Source organism: Candidatus Edwardsbacteria bacterium, assembly GCA_018821925.1.
In the GTDB taxonomy this organism is placed as follows: Bacteria; Edwardsbacteria; AC1; order AC1; family EtOH8; genus UBA2226.
The window spans coordinates 1-19835 of sequence record JAHJLF010000071.1 but is presented as its reverse complement, the minus strand read 5'-3'; the positions used below and the strand labels follow the sequence as shown (position 1 = coordinate 19835).

Annotated in this window: 18 protein-coding genes and 1 pseudogene; all 19 read right to left on the bottom strand. The window is 51.8% G+C overall.

Features of this window, described 5'->3' with window-relative positions; translation table 11 throughout:
- Window positions 1-845, bottom strand: an 845-nt coding sequence (gene trpS / locus KJ869_08610) for a tryptophan--tRNA ligase (protein ID MBU1577254.1), incomplete at its 3' end; no start/stop codon positions are given.
- Window positions 846-1138: 293 nt separating this feature from the next.
- On the bottom strand, window positions 1139-2032 hold the full coding sequence (locus KJ869_08605; protein ID MBU1577253.1) for a GNAT family N-acetyltransferase: 894 nt from the start codon (window positions 2030-2032) through the stop codon (window positions 1139-1141).
- A gap of 65 nt (window positions 2033-2097) precedes the next feature.
- Window positions 2098-3003 (bottom strand): YitT family protein, encoded by a 906-nt coding sequence (locus KJ869_08600; GenBank protein MBU1577252.1) that lies wholly within the window; start codon window positions 3001-3003, stop codon window positions 2098-2100.
- Between the two features lie 8 nt (window positions 3004-3011).
- Entirely contained in the window at window positions 3012-4181 is a 1170-nt protein-coding gene (larC, locus tag KJ869_08595; protein MBU1577251.1) for a nickel pincer cofactor biosynthesis protein LarC, read from the bottom strand.
- Window positions 4178-4924, bottom strand: a complete 747-nt coding sequence (larB, locus tag KJ869_08590; protein ID MBU1577250.1) for a nickel pincer cofactor biosynthesis protein LarB — start codon at window positions 4922-4924, stop codon at window positions 4178-4180. The genes larC and larB overlap by 4 nt, the downstream gene beginning before the upstream one ends.
- Window positions 4902-5756, bottom strand: a complete 855-nt coding sequence (larE, locus tag KJ869_08585; protein MBU1577249.1) for an ATP-dependent sacrificial sulfur transferase LarE — start codon at window positions 5754-5756, stop codon at window positions 4902-4904. Before larE ends, larB begins: the two co-directional genes overlap by 23 nt.
- Window position 5757: 1 nt before the next feature.
- Window positions 5758-6243 carry a metallophosphoesterase gene (locus KJ869_08580; GenBank protein MBU1577248.1) on the bottom strand — a complete coding sequence of 162 codons (486 nt, stop codon included), beginning with the start codon at window positions 6241-6243 and terminating at the stop codon, window positions 5758-5760.
- A 51-nt stretch (window positions 6244-6294) separates the two neighbouring features.
- Complete coding sequence (locus KJ869_08575; protein ID MBU1577247.1) at window positions 6295-6906, bottom strand: hypothetical protein; 612 nt, start codon at window positions 6904-6906, stop codon at window positions 6295-6297.
- Between the two features lie 44 nt (window positions 6907-6950).
- Window positions 6951-7769 (bottom strand): bifunctional DNA-formamidopyrimidine glycosylase/DNA-(apurinic or apyrimidinic site) lyase, encoded by an 819-nt coding sequence (mutM, locus tag KJ869_08570; GenBank protein ID MBU1577246.1) that lies wholly within the window; start codon window positions 7767-7769, stop codon window positions 6951-6953.
- A gap of 4 nt (window positions 7770-7773) precedes the next feature.
- On the bottom strand, window positions 7774-8889 hold the full coding sequence (locus KJ869_08565) for a hypothetical protein (GenBank protein MBU1577245.1): 1116 nt from the start codon (window positions 8887-8889) through the stop codon (window positions 7774-7776).
- Between the two features lie 55 nt (window positions 8890-8944).
- The gene (locus tag KJ869_08560; protein MBU1577244.1) at window positions 8945-9406 is read right to left on the bottom strand and encodes an NUDIX domain-containing protein; all 462 of its coding nucleotides are present in this window, start codon (window positions 9404-9406) and stop codon (window positions 8945-8947) included.
- A 66-nt stretch (window positions 9407-9472) separates the two neighbouring features.
- Window positions 9473-12535: a preprotein translocase subunit SecA gene (gene secA / locus KJ869_08555; protein MBU1577243.1), complete on the bottom strand. Its 3063-nt coding sequence runs from the start codon at window positions 12533-12535 to the stop codon at window positions 9473-9475.
- Between the two features lie 286 nt (window positions 12536-12821).
- Entirely contained in the window at window positions 12822-13667 is an 846-nt protein-coding gene (locus KJ869_08550) for a glycosyltransferase family 2 protein (GenBank protein MBU1577242.1), read from the bottom strand.
- Window positions 13668-13734: 67 nt separating this feature from the next.
- Complete coding sequence (locus KJ869_08545) at window positions 13735-14448, bottom strand: polyprenol monophosphomannose synthase (protein ID MBU1577241.1); 714 nt, start codon at window positions 14446-14448, stop codon at window positions 13735-13737.
- The gene (locus KJ869_08540) at window positions 14445-16535 is read right to left on the bottom strand and encodes a YfhO family protein (protein MBU1577240.1); all 2091 of its coding nucleotides are present in this window, start codon (window positions 16533-16535) and stop codon (window positions 14445-14447) included. Before KJ869_08540 ends, KJ869_08545 begins: the two co-directional genes overlap by 4 nt.
- Before the next feature lie 310 nt (window positions 16536-16845).
- On the bottom strand, window positions 16846-17781 hold the full coding sequence (locus KJ869_08535; protein ID MBU1577239.1) for a flippase-like domain-containing protein: 936 nt from the start codon (window positions 17779-17781) through the stop codon (window positions 16846-16848).
- A 9-nt stretch (window positions 17782-17790) separates the two neighbouring features.
- Window positions 17791-18399: a class I SAM-dependent methyltransferase gene (locus tag KJ869_08530; GenBank protein MBU1577238.1), complete on the bottom strand. Its 609-nt coding sequence runs from the start codon at window positions 18397-18399 to the stop codon at window positions 17791-17793.
- Window positions 18400-18517: 118 nt separating this feature from the next.
- Window positions 18518-19003, bottom strand: a complete 486-nt coding sequence (locus KJ869_08525; GenBank protein MBU1577237.1) for a T9SS type A sorting domain-containing protein — start codon at window positions 19001-19003, stop codon at window positions 18518-18520.
- A 432-nt stretch (window positions 19004-19435) separates the two neighbouring features.
- A pseudogene (locus KJ869_08520) lies at window positions 19436-19720 on the bottom strand (VCBS repeat-containing protein).
- Window positions 19721-19835: the final 115 nt, after the last annotated feature.

The following is a 19835-nucleotide window of genomic DNA, read 5'->3' as shown; positions in this document are numbered from 1 at the left end:
ATGGAGGCAAAATAGTCGTTCATATTGGCTATCAGTTCCTTCTTGCAGACCACGCAGCCCCGCCCGCCCTTCAAACATTCCTCTTTTATCGCAGCGTAGCCCGGGGTAAATATCTGGTGATAGGCGTAGACCATGCAGCCGTCCGGGTGCCCGGGATCGTCCTTGCGGGCCCTGGTGGGATCAGTGTAGGCGCTCATGATCTTCTTGGCGGTCTCATCCGCGCTGTCCTTGATCTCGATGGAATTGTTCAGCGACTTACTCATCTTGGCGTTGCCGTCAAATCCCTTGATCCGGCCGAATGCGCCCACCTTGGCCTCGGGCTCCACGAACACCGGCCCATAGATCCGGTTGAAATCGCGGGCGATCTCCCGGGTCATTTCGATCATCGGAACCTGGTCCTCCCCCACCGGCACCAGGTCGGCGTTGAAGGCCAGGATGTCCGCCGCCTGCGAGACCGGATAGGCATAGAAACCGAAGGGCAAAGATTCACCGAACCCCTTCTGCTTGATCTCTTCTTTGACGGTGGGGTTGCGGCCCACCCGGGCCACGGTCACCAGGTTCATGAAGAATATGGTCAGGTCGGCGATGGCCGGCATCTTGGACTGAATGACGATGGTGGCCTTTTCGGGGTCTATCCCGGCCGCCAGGTAATCCAGGGTCACCTCGATGATGTTATCGTGGACCTTTTGGGGGTTTTCGAAATTGTCGGTCAGGGCCTGGGCGTCGGCGATCAGAATGAAGGTGCGGTACTGATCCTGTAGTGCCACCCGTTCCTTCAATGACCCGAAATAATGCCCTATGTGCAGGGGGCCGGTCGGCCGGTCCCCGGTAAGAATTGTCTTCATTTTATATTGTCCTTTATCTTGTCATGTTTTGTTTTTAATTGACCACCCCCTTAATCCCCTCCTTGAATAAGGAGGGGACTGGGGTCTTGGGGACTGGGGTCTTGGGGTCTGGGGGCTTTGACGGATGGACGCCACGGACAGTGGATAATCCACAAATATATTTTGATCTTTATTACTTTGGTCAGAACAACCTATGTGAGTTCCAAAGCCCCCAGCGCTTCTTTGGTTCTTTCTTGGCGACAAGAAAGAACAGACAGGTACTTAAAACCCGCTGTTGAAATTGCTCTGAAAGATCACTTACTCCTCCACTCTAGCAGCACCATCCAGATCGGCAGATCGTGCCGCCAGCCGGTGCCCTTGATGACCTTCTTGTACCAGGGATTCCGCGGGAACACCATCTCCGGCTTCTGTCCCCCCAGCATGCCGGCCAACTTGCGGGCCTCTTTTAATATCAACTTCAATGTTTTTATATCCCTGGCTACGGCGTTACTGAAAGTCACATACTTCTTGTCCTTGGACTGGATCAGCATGATCACCCCAGACAGCCCCTGCCTATCGAAATAGACATAAACCCGTTTCCCTTTGATCAGCCTGAGCAATAATGCCTGGTCAAAAGTCAGGGCTTTCCAGCCCTCCAGATAAAAGCCCTTCCATAATTTATACCGGCTGTCCTTTTTCAGAAAGGTCATGATATCCGGCAGGTCGCCGGGCCGGGCCGGCACCAGTTTTGTCTCCTCGGCTTTTAGCACCTTGCACCACATCTCGTCGAAATTGCCGATGATCTTCATGCCCTTGGATTTCCCCAGGTGGATGGAGATCTTGTTGTACGAGCCGGTGGCATAGCGGATGAACTTTGGTTTGAACGACAGGGCCTTTACCCAGGTGAAATCCTGGATGGCCCGGCCGATGCCGTGCCCCCGGAAAGTGGGGTCCACCCGCAGCCCTTCCAGCCATAGTTCCCCCGGTCGGTGTTCGGTGATCTTGCCCAGCCCGATGGCGGTGCCGTGCAGTTCGGCCACGAAGAACATACCCTTTTTGTCCTTCAGCCACTGGTCCCAAACCTCGGGGATGTAATCGCCCCAGCGACCGAAGGTCTTGTGGCAGAAATCAAACACCGTGGCCTTGTCCGAGGATTTGGCCTTGCGGAATTTGACGTCCTTTATCTCGAAGTATTTTTTCTTTTTCATGAACTGATTCTCACTTTCCAAGTAAATTTTCTTTGCGCGCTTTGCGTCTTCGCGGTTATTTATCCTCAGCCTCCGGAACTCTCCACCTTGTTCCATGGCGTAAAGCCGTGGCCCAGCACCTCCCTGGCATCGGTCACCACCATGAAAGCCTTGGGATCCAGGGCTTTCACGATCTCCCTGAGCTGGGCCAGCTCCTTGCGGCTGACCACGCAGAACAGAATAGTCCGCTCGGTGCCCTTGTAGAAGCCCTTGCCCACCCACATGGTGCCGCCCCGGTCCATGCCCAGCACCACCTCGCCGCGAATCAGTTCGTAATGGTCGGAGATGATGTAGGCCGCCTTGTTGTACGAGGGGCCCTCCAGGATCACGTCCAGGATCCGGCCCGAGATGTACAGGGTGGTGAAGCCCAGCAGGGCCAGGTCCACCTGCCGGAAGGTCAGCCCGGCCAGGGCGATGATGAAGAAATCGACTATCATGATCCCCATGCCCGGGGTGAAATTGGTGTGCTTGGCCAGGATCTGGGCCACGATGTCCGAACCGCCGGTGGTGGCCTGGTGCCGGAAGGCCAGCCCCAGCCCCACACCCAGCAGCACCGCGCCGTAGATGGAGGCCAAAATGGTGTTCTGGGTGGCGGCCTTAAGTTGAAAAGTGACCTGGAAAAAGTCGGTCAGAAACGCTGTCATGAAAACCGCATAGATAGTGCGAAACCCGAATTTCTTGCCGAACTCCCTAAGCCCCCAGACAAACAGCGGAATGTTGATCACAAAGATCATGGTGCCCACCGGCAGTTTGAACAGATAGTAGAATATCACCGCCAGGCCGGCCGCCCCGCCGGCCACGATCTTGTGTGGCACCAGGAACAGGTCGTAAGACAAGGCCATAAAAGCCGCCCCCAGGGTTATCATGAAAAAATCCCAGATGACCTTGGGAAGCCGGGGCTTCACTATTATCCGTTTTATATTTATATCCATGGCATATCTTACTTTCCGGATTTTTCGTATGCCGCCATCGTAGCGCTGAATATTTTCCGCAAGGGCGCTTTATGTTTTTGGGCCGCCGACAGGCAGGCATCGTATTCCGGCTGGAACTTCTTTTCTCCGTCGGGCAGTTCCGCCACCTTGCCTTCGATGATGCCGTATTCGGTCCTGACTTTGATCGTCTTCCGGGGAAGGACAAAACGATCGATCAGCATCCGGCGGATGCCCAAAGTGGTGGTCTCCCGCATGATGATGTCCACCGCCTTCTTTTCCTGGGGCGGAGAGACCAGGGCCGAAAGCATCACTGCCGGGCGGTTCTTCTTCATCTGGATTGGCGTAAAATAAACATCGGCGGCGCCGGCCTGGAAAAGCAGATCCATTACATGACCGTATATCTGGGGATTCATATCGTCAATATTGGTCTCCAGCAGTACCATCTTTTCCATACCGGATGCAGTATCGGCCATATCGCCCACCATCGCCCGCAGGATATTGGGCACCGGAAGATCCATGGTGCCGGCGCCGTGGCCTATCGTTTCCAATGACATGGCCGGCATCGGGCCAAAAGAATCCGCCAGATATGTCATCAACAGCGCTCCGGTAGGGGTCACCAGTTCGCCGGTCAGTTCGTTCTGGTATATTTTAGCTTTCTTCAGTAGCAGGGCTGTGGCCGGGGCCGGCACCGCAAGGATGCCGTGTCGGCATTTGACCGTTCCCTTCCCGATGTTGAGCGGTGAACAATATATTTTATCGATGCCCAGATCGTCCAGGGCCAGCATGGTCCCGGCGATGTCGATGATGCTGTCGATGGCACCCACCTCGTGGAAGTGTATCTTGTCAACAGTTGTCCGATGCACCCTGGCTTCGGCTCTGGCTAACAATGAAAATACCTCTATGATCCTTTTTTCTGCAGGCGGCTTGAATTTGGCCCTTTTTATCAGGGCTGTGAGCTGGGAAAGATTGCGCTCCGGCTGTTCCCGGTATTTTACCTCCAAATGAAGTCCGCCCACCCCCTGTTTAATGACCTGTTTGAGACGGATATCCCAGCCGGACACCGGTATTCTTTTCAGTTCCCGACCGATCTTTTTTTTATCGGCCCCGGCGTCGATCAATGACGCCAGGATCATATTGCCCGAGGCCCCGGTGGGGCAGTCAAAAAATACTGTTCTCACTTCTTGCAGCCTTTCAGAATGGCGGCCGCCAGATACCCGGCCCCGAAGCCGTTATCGATGTTGACCACCGAAACCCCCGGCGAACAGCTGTTGAGCATGGCCAGCAGGGCGGTTATCCCGCCGAAGCTGGCCCCGTATCCCACGCTGGTGGGCACGGCGATCACCGGACAGCTCACCAAACCGCCCACCACGCTGGGCAGGGCGCCCTCCATTCCCGCCGCGGCTATGATCACCTTGGCCTCCTGCAGGACATCCATCTTATCCAGCAGGCGGTGCAGCCCGGCCACCCCCACATCCCACATCCTGACCACCCGAAACCCGAAGATCTCGGCGGTCAGAGCCGCCTCCTCGGCCACCGGGATGTCGGAGGTCCCGGCGGTAATGACCGCGGCATAGTCGCCGCTCTTTGTTTGCTTGACCTTGGCATTGGTAATGATCCTGGCCTGGGGATGGTAGACCGCCCCCGGGCAAAGCTTTTTGACCGCTTTATAGTGTAATGCATCGGCCCTGGTGGCCATCACCAGGCCCTGCATCTTCTGGAAGATCATGGCCGCCTGCTGAGGAGTCTTGCCCTGGCAGAAGATCACTTCGGGCATCCCCCGGCGCAAAGCCCGGTGGGTGTCAATATTGGCGATGCCGATATCCTGATAAGGCAGGGATGTCAGGGCCTTAAGAACATCCTCCTGGGAGATCCTGCCGGCCTTGAATTTTTTCAACAGTTCAGTTATTTTTTCTTTTTGCATTTTTCTTTCCGTCATCGTAACACCCCTTTTGATAACCGGCCAGGTCGAGTGTTACGAACTTATAACCCAGGCCTTTCAGTTTCTTAACAATGTTTGACGATCTTTTTATCATCGCAGGAATTTCTTCCGCCGGGACTTCGATCCTGGCCAGATATCCGTGATGCCTTACCCTCAGGTTACCGAAGCCTATCTTTTTTAAAAAAGTTTCGGAGCTTCCTATCCTCCTAAGTTCTGAAACTTTTATTGTCCTGCCATAGGGAATTCGAGTAGCCAGGCAGGAATTTGACGGAGCGTTCCAGTTGGGCAGTCCCATTTTTTTGGCCAGCGACCTGATCTCTGTTTTGGTCAGTCCGGCCTCGGCCAGAGGACTTCTGATGCCGCATTTGATAGAGGCTGCCTTTCCCGGACGGTATTCCTTTAGATCATCCGCGGTGCTGCCTTCGATGATGGTCGTTATATCTTTTGCCCGGGCGATCTTTTTCATCTCTCGCCAAAGTATGCTCTTACAGTAATAACACCTGTCGGCTGGATTTGATAGAAATATTTTATTTTTAAGCTCATCGGTTTTTATAACCAGATGATTCAGCTTGAACCTCTTGGCGATCGTCCGGGCGGTCTTCGTTTCATTCTCTGACCGTATCGCCGAGACCGCTGTCATCGCCAGATGATTTTCACCCAAGACCTTTTTGGCCATCACCGCCAGAAAGGTGCTGTCGATCCCGCCGGAATAGGCAACCATGACACTGCCGTAGCCTCTTAGTAATGCTGCCAGTTTTTTCTCTTTGTCGTTTAACCCCACGATCTGCTCTGCGCCTCTGTGTCTCGGTGGCATATCATAGCTCGATGATCCGGCCGCTCATATCGTCCAGCTCCACCACCGCGCAGGTGGATTTGCCGGATAGGTACCCGCAGGCCTCGCCAGGGTTGATCACCAGGGTTCCCTCCTCGGAGATATCCACCTTGTGGGTGTGTCCATAGAGGATCAGGTCGTAGGTGCCGGCCTTGATCAGGCTTTCCAAACAGCGCGGTTCGTGCATCATGCAGATGCTCCGCTCTTCAATTTTCAATTCGTAGGGACCGTTGTGCAGTTCGAACCCGGCCTCCTCGAAGCGTTCTTTAAGATAGACCTTCTCTCCGTCGTTGTTGCCGTAAACTGCTATTAGTTTGAGCCTGGCCTTGGCAAACACCGGAACGATGAACGGCGCCACGAAATCCCCGGCATGCAGCACCAGCTTGACGTCCTCATCGAAGAACGCCTCGCAGGCCTTCTGGCAGGCCTCCAGATTATCGTGGGTATCGGAAATCAATCCAATTTTCATAAGTGCTTTTACTCTTAATTGCATTATTTTTTATTAATTAATAAAGCAACATTACTTTAAATCAATCCGCACATTGATGCCAGATATATTAATTCGTTTAATATTAAATTCATAATCAATTATTTCAACATCGCTTTTTAAAAAACCAGAGCCCTTATCAAATTGCGTTATATAATTCATTTTTAATTTCCTTATTATATCACCTTCAAATAATGCGATATTAGCTGATATTGGAAAATCATATATACTATATTCTTTAATGCTGTGTTTACTAGTATAGCTCTCTGCTATTTGATTACAAGATATTGAAAAAGAGGTGTTATGACTTTTACCTTTATTTATTTCAATATATTTCGGAATGTTTCTAAATTCAACATATCTATTGCCACCTAAACCAAGATATATGTTTAAGTCTTTATCGCTAAAATACACACCACAAGCATTATCACCTTGAATCTTATCATCACATATCCAAATACTGCTTCCTGATTTATTTTTGATTGCATAAATTATATTTACCGTGTCTTGCTTTACATAAATTTTATCCTCAACTTTAATATCAAATTCAATGCCTTTATATTTTAATTGCATCTCTTGATAGCTTGTTTTTGCATAAATTAGCGATGGGATTATAACAAATAGGACAATAATGACTTTTTTCATTTGATGCTCCTTTTCCCTATTATCTGTTCACTATAATCTATTGTCTATCGCTGGCATTTGGGGCACCAATATGTCCCCCGGCCCCGGAAGATCTCCTTGGCGATGGTCCCTCCGCATCTTCGGCATTTGTTTCCCTGCTTGCCATACACCCGGTGCTTCACCTGGAACCAGCCCTTCTTGCCCTGCCCATCGCGGTAGGTGTCTACTGAACTTCCCCGGGCGGCAATGGCCTCCTTGAGTACCTGAACGATGGCCCGATGCAGTTTCTTCAGTTCCGGACCGGTCAGCTTGTTGGCCGGGCGCTGGGGAGCAATGCCTGCCCGGTGCAGAGCTTCCGCGGCGTAGATGTTTCCCAGTCCGGCCACGATGGTCTGGTCCAGCAGCATCGGTTTTATCGGCCCCCTGCGCTCGCCCAGCCGCTCCTTCAATGCCCCGGGAGTGAATCCCTTCTCCAGCGGCTCCGGGCCCATCTTTTGGAGGGACGGAATACTACCGACATCTTTAACCAATTCGATGGATCCGAACTTCCGCTGATCTGAGAACACCAGCCTCCTGCCGCCGCTAAAGTAAAAGATGATTCTGGCCGCCTTGGGCAGAGAATCACCTTTTGCCTGATACTGCAACACTCCGGTCATTTTCAGATGGACCACCAAAGCCTGCCCGGTATCCAGGTGGAGGATCAGGTGTTTGCCCCTTCTGCCGAACCGAACAAAGATTCTCCCCGTAATTTCACGGATGAATTTTTTCGCTGTGGCGCCTTTCAGGGAGCCGGGGTTTAGTATCTCAATCTGTTTGATCCGCTTTCCGGCAACGCTCCGGGTAAGGTCCCTTCGGACCGTTTCAACCTCCGGCAGTTCCGGCATTGCTTTAGTTGTCCTCGCCCAGGTTCTTCATATCGTTCTCCAGGGCGTCCAGCTCGGCCAGCAGGTCATCGGCCTCGCTGAGGGTATTCTCGTTCCTGGCCCTGATGGCCTGGTCAGCCTCGGCCGACTCTTGTTCTCCGGCAATAGCCTCAGGCATCTCTATACTTATTTCGGGGATGGCCGATTGAGGTTCTTCGCCGGGGAATACGATCTCCGGACCCCCGGGCTCATCTATCTGGATCGGGGACACCGGGGCTGCCTGCGGGGCGCTGATTCCGGCGTACTCCTGGATCAGCGTCCGCTGGCGCTCCCGAAGCTGGGAGAGCTGCTCCTCCAGTTCATGGTTCCTGGCGGTCAGTTCCTCGTTCCGGTCCCGCAGATCCTTGAGGACCTTCTCCCATTTCTGCCTCTGCTCCTGATATTTGAGCTGTATCTCCTGTATCTTGGCCTGCACCTCCACCCGCCCCTGGGCCGTGGCGTTCTGAACGTCGTTCTGGCGCTGGGCCTGCATCTCCGACTGGGCCCGGGACACCGCGCCCTGGATCTCGCTGTGGTGCTTCAACTCGAGCTGATCGATCTTGTCCTGCATCTCCTGGCGGACCTCGTTGACCGCGGCTTCGATCTGCTTATAGGTCGACTGAGAAGCAGCCTGGGCTGGAGCGGTTGGCACAGCCGGCTGAACAGGCGGCGGCTGAGGTATATTGAAGGCCGGTGGAGCAGCAGGCCTGGGCACCGTTTGCTGCGGCGGAGGGGCCGGGGCTTCCTGGATAGGCATCCTGGGCGGCGGTTGCGGTATATTGGCGGCCGGAGGTGCTGGCGGCCGGGGCGCCATTTGTTGCGGCGGAGGCGGCGGAACCGGCTTGGGCATGGCCGGAGGTGCGGCCGCTGCTGGAGCATCGGCGGTCACAATCTTGCCGAAAATATCATCCAACTCGTCGTCCAGACCGGCGCCCAGCAAACCGTCGGGGCTGGGCATGCCGGCGGGCTTTCCTATCGGAGCCCTGGGGGCCGCCGGAGCCTGTCCCGGCACGGCCGGACGGGGCGGCGGTTTGGGGGCCAGGTTGGTAAGCCAGGCATTGAACTGCCCTGCGTCTTTTTGATTATCTTCTGGTGGTACCATATATCTAACCTTTCAAGATTTACTGAAATGGGAATTTTTGATTTTATAAAAATTGCTATAATTGTATCTTCAGCAAAGGGGTTGGGGCTTTCAAAACGAAATCCTGATTAATTCCTTCGACTATGTTTTTTTGTCCTCTAAACGTAAGAAGGGCCATACATTCATCAATGGTACACCATTTATACTGACTATGCTCGTCATTTAGAATAACGTCGGCGTCAACATCGACGAACCCCACGAAAACTGGGGCTATCCAAATTGAGTCCTTTCTTATCTCATAGAACTGTTCGCATAGGCTAGCTGAATAAAGATCCTTGATATCCAAACCGGTTTCTTCCCGAGCCTCCCTAATAGCAGCTTCATAGGCCTTTTCATTTGCCTCAATTCCACCTGCCACATAACACCAGGAACCCACTGGCTCATATTTTCTTTGCAATAAAAGGAACCGGCTTTCGCCTTTGACTTTTTTAATTAAAACCATTACCGCACCATAGGCCCTTATTGGTATCTCGTTCATCAATTCCTAATCCTAATAAAAATATGTCCGTGTGAATCCATGAAAATCAGTCGAATCAGTGTGCCGCTATTTCCCCACTCCGCAGCATTTTTTGTATTTCTTCCCGCTGCCGCAGGGGCAGGGATCATTGCGCCCCACATCTGGGCCGGACTTGACCACCGGGGCCTGTTTGGGCCGGCCTTCTTCGTCGCGGGGGATCATTCTCCGTGTTGCTGGCGCCTGACTGCCATCCTCGATCGGCCCGGCCGCCGTTGGCGCGGCCAATTCCGGCTTGAAGGCGGTCATGGCCACCGGCCTGGCCCGGGGCGGCGCCACGTTGACCGGGTGGGCCTTGAACAGCAGTTCGATGGTGGCCGAGTCGATGGTATCGTTCAGCTCCATGAACATGGCGTAACTTTCCTTCTTGTACTCGATCAGGGGATCCTTCTGCCCGTAAGCCCGCAGGCCGATGCCCTCCTTGATGGCGTCCAGGTTGCTCAAATGCTCCCGCCATTTCTCGTCGATGGTCTGCAACAGGGCGAAGTGCTCCAGCCTCCTCATCAGTTCGGAGCCCAGGCTTTCCTCCTTCTGCTTGTATCTCTCCCTGACCGCTTCCTGGAGATATTTCTCCAGCGAAGTTATGGTCATCCCGTGATATTGATCTTCGGAGACCGAAAGATCCATCAAAAAATGTCTCCGCAGATCATCCTTAATGCCGGCCCAGTTCCAGTTCTCGGGATACTCCTTTTCATTTGTATTGCCGGCCAGGATGGCATCCACCACCCGGTCCATCATCTCGTTTATTTTATCCTGCAGATTGTCGTCGGTCAGGGCCTCGTGCCTTATCTGATAGATGGCCTCGCGCTGCCGGTTCATGATATCGTCGTATTCCAACAGGTGCTTCCGGATGTCGAAATTATGTCCCTCCACCCGTTTCTGGGCGACACCGATCTGGCGGGTCAGCAGGGGATGGGTGAGCACCTCGCCTTCCTCGGCCCCCAGCTTCTCCATCACCCCGGCGATGCGCTCCGACCCGAACAGCCGCATCAGATCGTCCTCCAATGTCAGGAAGAAGCGGGAGGACCCGGGATCTCCCTGCCGGCCGGCCCGGCCTCTCAGCTGGCGGTCTATGCGGCGCGACTCGTGCCGCTCGGTACCGATGATGTGCAGGCCGCAGGGAACCTTCTCCCGGCACTTTAGCGTTTCGTAATGGGGGCATTGCTCCGTAGAGTCGTCCTGGCTTACCAAGCGGCAGTGCGAGCTTTTGACCACCCCCGGACCCAGTTTGATGTCGGTGCCGCGCCCGGCCATGTTGGTGGCGATGGTCACCGCGTTGGGCTGCCCGGCATTGGTGACGATCTCAGCCTCTTTCTGGTGGTGCTTGGCATTGAGAACTTTATGATTGATGCCCTTGCGGGTCAGCATCCGGGACAGGGTCTCCGACGCCTCCACCGACACCGTGCCCACCAGCACCGGCCGGCCGGTCTTATTCATCTCCTCTATCTCGTCGATGACGGCGTTGTATTTTTCCCGGCGGGTGCGGTAGATCACATCGTCGTAGTCGGATCGCCGGATGGGCTTGTTGGTGGGCACCACCGCCACGTCCAGCTTGTATATCTCGAAAAATTCCGAGGCCTCGGTCTCGGCGGTACCGGTCATTCCGGCCAGCTTGGCGTACATCCGGAAATAGTTCTGGATGGTGACGGTGGCCAGGGTCTGGGTCTCCCGCTCGATAAACACGTTCTCCTTGGCCTCAATGGCCTGATGCAGGCCGTCGGAGTACCTCCGTCCGGCAAGTATCCGCCCGGTAAACTCATCCACGATCAGCACCTTGCCGTCGCTGACCACATACTCCACGTCCTTCTCGAACAAAGAGAAAGCCCGCAACAATTGCCCGATGTTCTGGTTCTTCTCCGACCGCTCGGAGAAGGTCTGCTCCAGCTTGATCCGGGCCTCGGCCTTCTGGGCTTCGCTCAGAGAATCGTCGCTGTTGATCCGGTGCATCTCCTCGGACATGTCGGGGATGATGAACAGCTCAGGCTCCTTGGGCGAAATGGTCTGGCGGCCTTTCTCGGTCAGGTCCACCACGTGGGATTTCTCGTCTATGGAATAGAACAGGGGCTCGTCCAGCTCCCACATCTTCTTGTCGCGGATGAAGTCGTTCTCCACCTCCTGCATCAGCCTTTTGTTCTTGCCGTCCTGCAGCAGCTTGGAGAGTTTCTTGTTCTTGGGCCCGCCCCGGTAGGCCTGCAGCAGCTTGATGCCGGCCTGGTATTCCTCGCCCTCGCTCAGCAGTTTTTCGGCCTCGGCGGTGATCCGGTTGACCAGCAGTATCTGGCTCTCCACCAGGCGCTCCACCGGCCTCTTCAATTGATCGTAACGGTGGGTGGAGTGCTCCACCGGCCCGGATATGATCAGCGGGGTGCGGGCCTCGTCGACCAGGATGGAGTCCACCTCGTCGATGATGGCGTAGTAATGCTCCCGCTGAACGCACTGCTCCAGGCTGCCGGACATGTTGTCCCGCAGATAATCGAAGCCGTATTCGTTGTTGGTGCCGTAGACGATGTCGCACTGGTAGGCGTCCCTGCGCTCCGGGGTACCGGGCTCGGTGTCGTCCAAGCAGCCCACCGTCAATCCCAGGTATCGGTAGATCTGGCCCATCCACTGGCTGTCGCGCCGGGCCAGGTAGTTGTTGACCGTCACCACATGGACCCCGCGCCCGGTCAGGGCATTAAGGTAGACCGGCATGGTGGCCACCAGGGTCTTCCCTTCGCCGGTGGCCATCTCCGCGATCTTGCCCTGGTGCAGGACTATGCCCCCCAGCAGTTGGACATCGAAGGGCACCATCTCCCAGGGAAGTTCCATTCCCACTACCGTCCAGCTTTTCCCCGTATGGCGGCGGCAGACCTCCTTGACCACGGCAAAGGCATCGGGCAGCAGGTCGTTCAGAATCTCCTGGTCTTCCCGCCCCTGCTGGCGTTCCTCAGCGATCCTGGTTTTGAACTGGGCTGTCTTGCCCTGAAGCTCGGTTTCGGAGAGGCTTTTATATTCCTCGAAATACCGATTGATCTCATCGATCCTGGGCTGGAGTTTTTTGGCATCCCGTTCATACTTGCTGCCGAACAATTGTGTCAGTATCTTTCCGTACATAATATCTTATAACATTCTTAAAATTTAAACACTTATCCAAGCAAATTTAACACAATTTTGATGATTTTGCAAGCAAATAAGAAGGGGAACGGCCTTACAGCTGATCCCCTTTTATTTTGGAATTTATATCCTACTCCACGGCGCTATGGAAAACATTCCTCACCTGGCCGAGTGAAACGGCCTGTTTCAAGTGCCTACGGACTGATTCCCTGCCCATGGCCCGGCCTAACAGCTTCAGCACCTTCAGGTAACCCCGGATATTCTCGCTGGTGAATACGGGTTGTAACTAATCTCCGTCACTAAGTTTGTGTAAAAACAGCCCGACCCTCAAATACGCTCTCAGGATGAACGACGGAGCATGATGTTTCCCAAAATAATAATAAAGTGATCGGCGGTGTTCCTCGGCCATTTTCTTTTTTTCCAGCTCGGTGCTCTTCCCCCAATAATGGATCAGCTCGGCCTGCGGCACCACCCAGCTCTCCCAACCCTTCAAATGAGCCCGGTAGCACAGGTCGGTATCCTCCAGATACATGAATATATTTTCATCGAAGTTGCCGACCTCTTTCAACATCTCCCGTCTCAGAATTATGCAGACCCCGCCCAGGGCCTCCACCCGACAGGGACGGTCCAACGGGATCTCCTGTTGCAGGTATTTTTTGGAACCGGGGTTGCCCGGCCAGATTGATGACACGGGAGATTTCCGGGCGAAGATTATATTTGAATATGTGGGGAACCGGCGAAAGGTCGGTTGAAGACTGCCATCCTCATTTAGCACCTTTGGGCCGGCCAGGCCCGCCCGGAGATTACCATCCAGGAATTTTATCAAGCTTTTGAATAGGCCCTTTTTTATAACGGTATCGGGATTGAGAATCATGAGGTAACGCCCGGAGGATACAGCCATCCCCTGATTGCAGGCTCGCCCAAAGCCGAGATTATCAAGGTTCTTGATTAATTTGACATCGGGAAAATCGACGGATATTGTTTCGGCGCTGCCGTCGCTGGAGGCGTTGTCCACTACTATCACTTCCAGATTTTTATCCGTCGATGACCACTCGGCATAGAGGGAATGCAGGCACTGCCTGAGCAATTCCCTGACGTTCCGGTTGACGATAATTACGCTTAGTTCCATCATTTTCACCCCTAAAGAAAATAGAGACGAATATTTCCGTCTCTAAAACATTGTTTAAATGTTTGGTTGATTATAACCGGCCCAGCAGCCTTATTAACTGAAGGCGCCACACCATCCAGGCGGCTTCGTAAATGATCTTCTTGGACATCTTGGATTGCCCGACCTTGCGTTCTTCGAAGATGATGGGCACCTCCACCACCTTGAATTTCTTGTAATAGGCGTTGAAATGCATCTCTATCTGGAAGGCATAGCCGTTGGATTTTATCCGGTCCAAATTGATGGCTTCCAGCACCCGGCGGCGATAGCATTTGAATCCGCTGGTCAGGTCCCGCACCGGCACTCCGGTAATGATCCGGGCATATATATTGGCAAAGTAGGACAGTAGCAGCCTCTTAAGGGGCCAGTTGACCACGTTCACTCCGTTCAGGTAGCGGGAGCCGATCACCAGATCGTATTCCTTGATCTTCTCCAGGAAGACCGCCAAGGTTTTGGGCGGATGGGAGAAGTCGGCATCCATCTCGCAGATCAAATCGTACTTGTGTTCCAGCGCCCACTTGAAGCCGGTCACATAGGCGGTGCCCAGGCCCATCTTGCCCGGCCGGTGGATCACATTGACCCTGGAATTCTTGGACGAGATGTCATCTACCATCTGCCCGGTGCCGTCGGGGGAATTGTCGTCAATGATCAGCACATTGATGATCGGATCAACGGACAAAATCTGATCAATAATAGGGGATATGTTCCCTTTTTCGTTATAGGTCGGGACGATCACCAGACAATTCATTTTCTTCTCCCTATGATCGCTAATACAATGATACCGGATAAAATGATTATAGCAGAAATTATGCTGATTGTTAACCCTAATATGAAATATTTTGAATGATATTTGAACTCCACCCGGTGTTTCCCCTCCGGGATCGGAACCGCCCGGAAGGTGTAATTGGCCCGGAACACCTTGGCCGGAACCCCGTCGACAAAAGCCTGCCAGGCAGGGTAATGATTGTCGCTGAAGACCAGGATGCCGGGCTTGTCAGACTCGGCGGTCATCAGCACCCGATTGGGCTGGTAGGAATCAATGATCACCTGGCCCGCCACATTTTCCGAGGGGATAAAATCAGCCAGATTCTCCTCTAATATGACTGATTTCGAGGGGTCGAAATCCGGTTGTTTCATTCTTTCCAGGATGCCGCTGCCCTGGGCTATATTTTCATAACGACCCACTATCCAAGCCCTGGGAAGAACAGTCTGATTTTTAAAGATCTTAACCCGGCCGTTATAGCAGGAATCGGCCAGCACAAAGCTGGGATGGTTCACCGGCTGCTGCATCAGAAGATATTTGACGTTAAGGATGTTGAGGAATGCCGGCGCCTGAAAGAGATTATGAAAGTCCGGTAGCAGTCTTTTGGAATCGGTTCCCACAAACTCGCTGTATCGTTTTAAGGGGTTGGGATGCTCCCCCCCTACCGTCTGCACGCCGAACAATGACAGGTAGTTGCCCTGCTGGTGAACCTGCAGGGGCCAGGTCCGGTAGATACTATCGTCTTTTTCCAGGGTCCGGACCACCTCATCCTTGGCAAAATATTCCTCCGGGCCGGCTACTATCTTGATGAATTTCGCATCCACCCTCCACAGCTCCAGGAAGATCAGCAAAGCGATCATAATTGACCACCACTTGAAGGTGAGACGTTTCCTGGCCAGCAGAACCGTAAGTATCGCGCCGGCAGCCAGGAAAGCATAGGCCATCCAGAATCCCCTGGCCATCTCTGGAAAGCTTTGCCACAGGGCCTGCGCTCCCCAGCCCTTGGCGGCAAAAGCGGAGAGCATGGAGGTCATTCCGTCCTTAGCCGCAGAGAATATGGTGCCGAAAAGCAGAACAATTCCCAGTATTATCAACAGCCCATTGCTTATTTTCTCCTTATACTCTCCGTTCATCAGGGCCTGGATGCCCATAGCCATTAAAACCACAGTGGCAAAGGAAAATACATTGAATATCATGGCCGGGCTGCGGAATTTGGCCATGCCCGGGATAAGATAATAGATCAGGTAATACAGCGGAGTGAACCCGCCAAAGGCTACAATTAAAGCAAAGCCCCCCAGGCAGAGGAAAAATATCTTCAGCTTCTTTCTCCTGCTATATAACAGCCCTAGCATTGCCAGCAAGAACGGAATGACACCGAGGAATTCTGTATGAAGCTTAAGATCCCTCCGCCCCCAGTACCAGTGAGTGGGTCCCTGCTCGGAGTTCTTGTCTATCATGCCGGAGAACTCCGGCCAGACGATATTGACTATCTCCTCCGGCGGCATGGAATACGACGTGGCGAACTGGTATCCCTTATCCTGTCCCCGGGGGGAGAATTCCAAGTAATGGTTCAAAGGAATGGCCTGCACGGCATACAAGGAGAAACCGAAAACCAGGATTATCGCGCCCCTGATCAGGCCGGACGATAATACTTTTTTAAGCGGCAGACCATTCTTATATCTGGAATACAATCTGGCCAGGGCATAGAAAAATCCAACTATCAGCAGGTAATAGGTCATCTGCACATGGGGGGAAAGCAGGGCCAATCCTATCACTAGCGCCGAGCATAGCGACCACAACAGCCATTTTTTCCAGGCATCTGAAACTATTGACCTATCTATGAACAGCAACAGCCACGGTAGCAGGCTGGATACGATGATCTTTCCGTCATGCCCGGCATAGATCAGGCTGACCATGGCCCCGGTGAACATATAAGCGATGCCGGACAAAAATGAGGCCGTGCCGGAGAACCTGAGATTGCGCAGGAATAGATAGGTCCCGAACCCGGCCAGGCAGACATGGATAAAATAGTACCAGGCATTGAGAATATTCGGTGCTAATACTTTTTGCAAAATCAAGGAAATTGGGTAAAACGAGTGCCCGTAAACTACAGCATCAACCACCGGAGCCCCGCCATAAAGGCCAGGGTACCATAAGGGGAATTGTCCGTAATTTTTTACGCTGTCAAAGATAAATTTATAGGTCATATAGGCACCGGAGACAAAATCCGAGCCGAATATCATGCAATCGGAGAACAGGGACCTATTGAACACAACCAGGCCCAAAATGAGGTAGATTGCAATTACCAGTCTATTATTGGCAAAAAAATCTTTCCCGGTTTCCGATTTTATCTGGCCTTTTACAGGAACTGATGTTGTTTTTTTAACCCTCTTCAAGTTTTACCTCTAAATTTTTAAATTTCAAAGAAAATAATGTCATCAGAACATCAAACAACGTAAAACAAAGTCGAGAGAGTACTGCAACGATGACCGCCACCGGTGCCGGAATGTAAAACTTAAGCAGGAAGCTTAAAATTCCTTCCCTTACGCCCAAACCTCCTGGAGTAACAATACTCACAAAGCCCAAGGCATAAGCCCCTCCATAAGCCCCGATGGCCGGCATCAAACCGCTTGTCCCTATTCCAGGATAAAGTGATTTGATTAAAATAAACACGGAGATGCCCTGAAGAATCCAGGCAATTATATAAATGACTAACAGCGAAATTATACTTTGATACCTGTATGAGATATCGGTTTTGACTACTTTCCCCATTTTGGGAACATACTTCCATACCCGGGGCAGTATCTTGGGGTGGACTATGCCCATAAGAGATATGAACAACAACCCGCTCGCCAGGAAGATGGTCGGAGAAAGATGGGTGTTATAGTATGACAGGCTAAGGGAAAATACAAAAATCGATGCCGCCAGTTGAACGATCATTTCTATTATTATTCCCGCAGCAGAAACCGATTCTGGTATTTTTTCCCGGCTGCAAAGCCATATCCTGCCGCCAAGGGCCAGGACATGTCCCGGAATGAATTTTGCCAGGTGCGAGCCCGATACCGTCCAAAATGCTTTAGTCCATTTTATTTCACACCCCAAGCACTTAAGAATATAGCGCCAGGCGGAAATCCCCAGATAGAAAGATAGGGCTAATGGAAGCAACGATAACAGTAATAACCAATAGTTCAATTCCAGGTAGCTTTGCTTCAAAGAGCTCCAATTGACAACTATCACCTTGGTTAGAAAATAGGCAATACCCAGAATTATCGCAATTCCCAATACGCTCTTAATGATCTTTTTTATATTGCTGTTCATCTCGGTTCTTTATCTGTCGATAACGGCATAATAATAAATATTTTTCCAGCCGACAGCTGCCATAGCTCGCTTTATAAGTGTTTCATTGCGGGGACGCCCGTAGTAGCTGCTTTTTGAAATCTTAAAATCCTTTAATATAGATTCCCATTGCTCTTTGGTCAACAGCCTTTCCCCCAAGGCATTGGAAAGGTAGAACTTTGTCGGGACGCTGAAAACAATCCTACTGGCAACCCTCAATTGTTCTTTTATAAGCTTCTGAATATCATTATTCTCAAAATGCTCAAAAAACCCCTGGTGACAGATAATATCGAAACTGTCATCCTCATAAGGCAGTTTAAAAGCGTCGCCTTCCTTTATTTTCAACCCGCCCTTCAGGTTGTCGTTATTCTCTTGGGATTTCTTTATCACATTGGGGTCGTTGTCTATGGCATGGGTTTCTATTCCCAGATACGAGAGAAATATCGAGGTTGACCCGCCCCCCACGCCGATCTCCAATATTTTTTTGGGGCCACTATTCCATATTTCCAGAAGATATGGCTTATGGGAATATGCGTGATCTATCAGTTCTCCCAGCTCCAGTTTGGCGCCATATACTTTGCCCCATTCAGGATGGCCCATTTGTCGGCTCCTCATATAACGTATTGCAGTTAGTATAACATGCACACATAAATCAGGTCAATAACAAAATATCGGGCATGTATGCTACATGCCCGATATTCAGAAAAATCAATATTGCTTATTTGACAAATACGATCTTATTATTATAAATTTTGGAACCGAATTTAGCCCGGCAGAGATAGACGCCGGAGGAAACCTTGGCGTTATTTGCATTCAACCCGTTCCAGGAAAGATTGTATTGCCCCGACTTCTGCTCTCCGCTGAAAATTCTCTTGACCAACCGGCCTTCAATATTGTAAACAGCAATGTCCACCGGGGATTCTATAGACAAATTGTATGATATTTTTATACCGCTAATGTTGGATGTGATTTTCACATCAAATCTGTTAGCCGTAGTTTCATTTTCGGTAGTCCCGGATGACACCAGATAATTAAGCGATACCTCATCAACCACCGGGGCTTCAAAGAAACTGTTGGAATTATAGGTCAGCTGGTATTGGGCGTATTTTGCAGTTGGGGCACTGGCCTTTGAACCGGACTTGGCCACCGGGTTCCATCCGCTCCAGTTGATTTCATCCGGCACAGCTGTGCTGCCGGTTCTCATTGAAAACTCTACCGAGGTGCTCTCAGGGACGGTTGCCACCCAGGAACAGCTACCCCACTCATAAGTGTCTGTGCCGTTCCCGAAAACCGAGGAACCATAGGTTTCCGATTTTGAGCGGTTGTGGGCATTACCGTTATCCTTGGTCGAAAGATGCGCATATACCGATGGCATAGAATCCAATAGAGTAACATTCCTGTTATGATCTATGCTGAAAAGGTAAGTGTTTGTATTTACGGTTGTTCCGGAAAACCCTGGCCCCTGTATGCCGTTCGTCAAAAGCACCTGCAGATCCGAAGAACCTTTAATAAACTTCCCGACCAGTGGGCCAACAGCGCCATGCCCCTGCAATTCTGTCCTTTCAGAGATTAGAAAATTCGGCCCCCAGTAAATATACGACGGAATGTCGTGGGTTACATCATTATACCAGTTCGCAATAACTATATCATCGTCCCCGTCCCGGTCTAGATCAACGATGGTATTCCCCCGGGCACCAAGGGTAGGCAGTAAGGTCCTATTGGCATCAGAAAAGCCAGAAGAACTCCCCCAGTAGATATATGAATTATCGATATAGTTATCGCCATTGTTGCTAAAAACAATATCCAGCCAGCCATCCTTGTTTAACTCGCCTATTGATACGCCTTGATCGTGCCCTGCATTTAAAAGAGTTCTATTGCCGGTGGAGTAATATATGGAATCGGTACCCTGGCCCCAGTAAATAAAGGAAAATGCTTATTCCCTTTACTCACCAGATTTTAATTGACAAGCCCTATTAACCCATGCTAAACTCCCGGTATAACAATAAATTAAAGGAGTTTGGTATGAAAGAACGCCT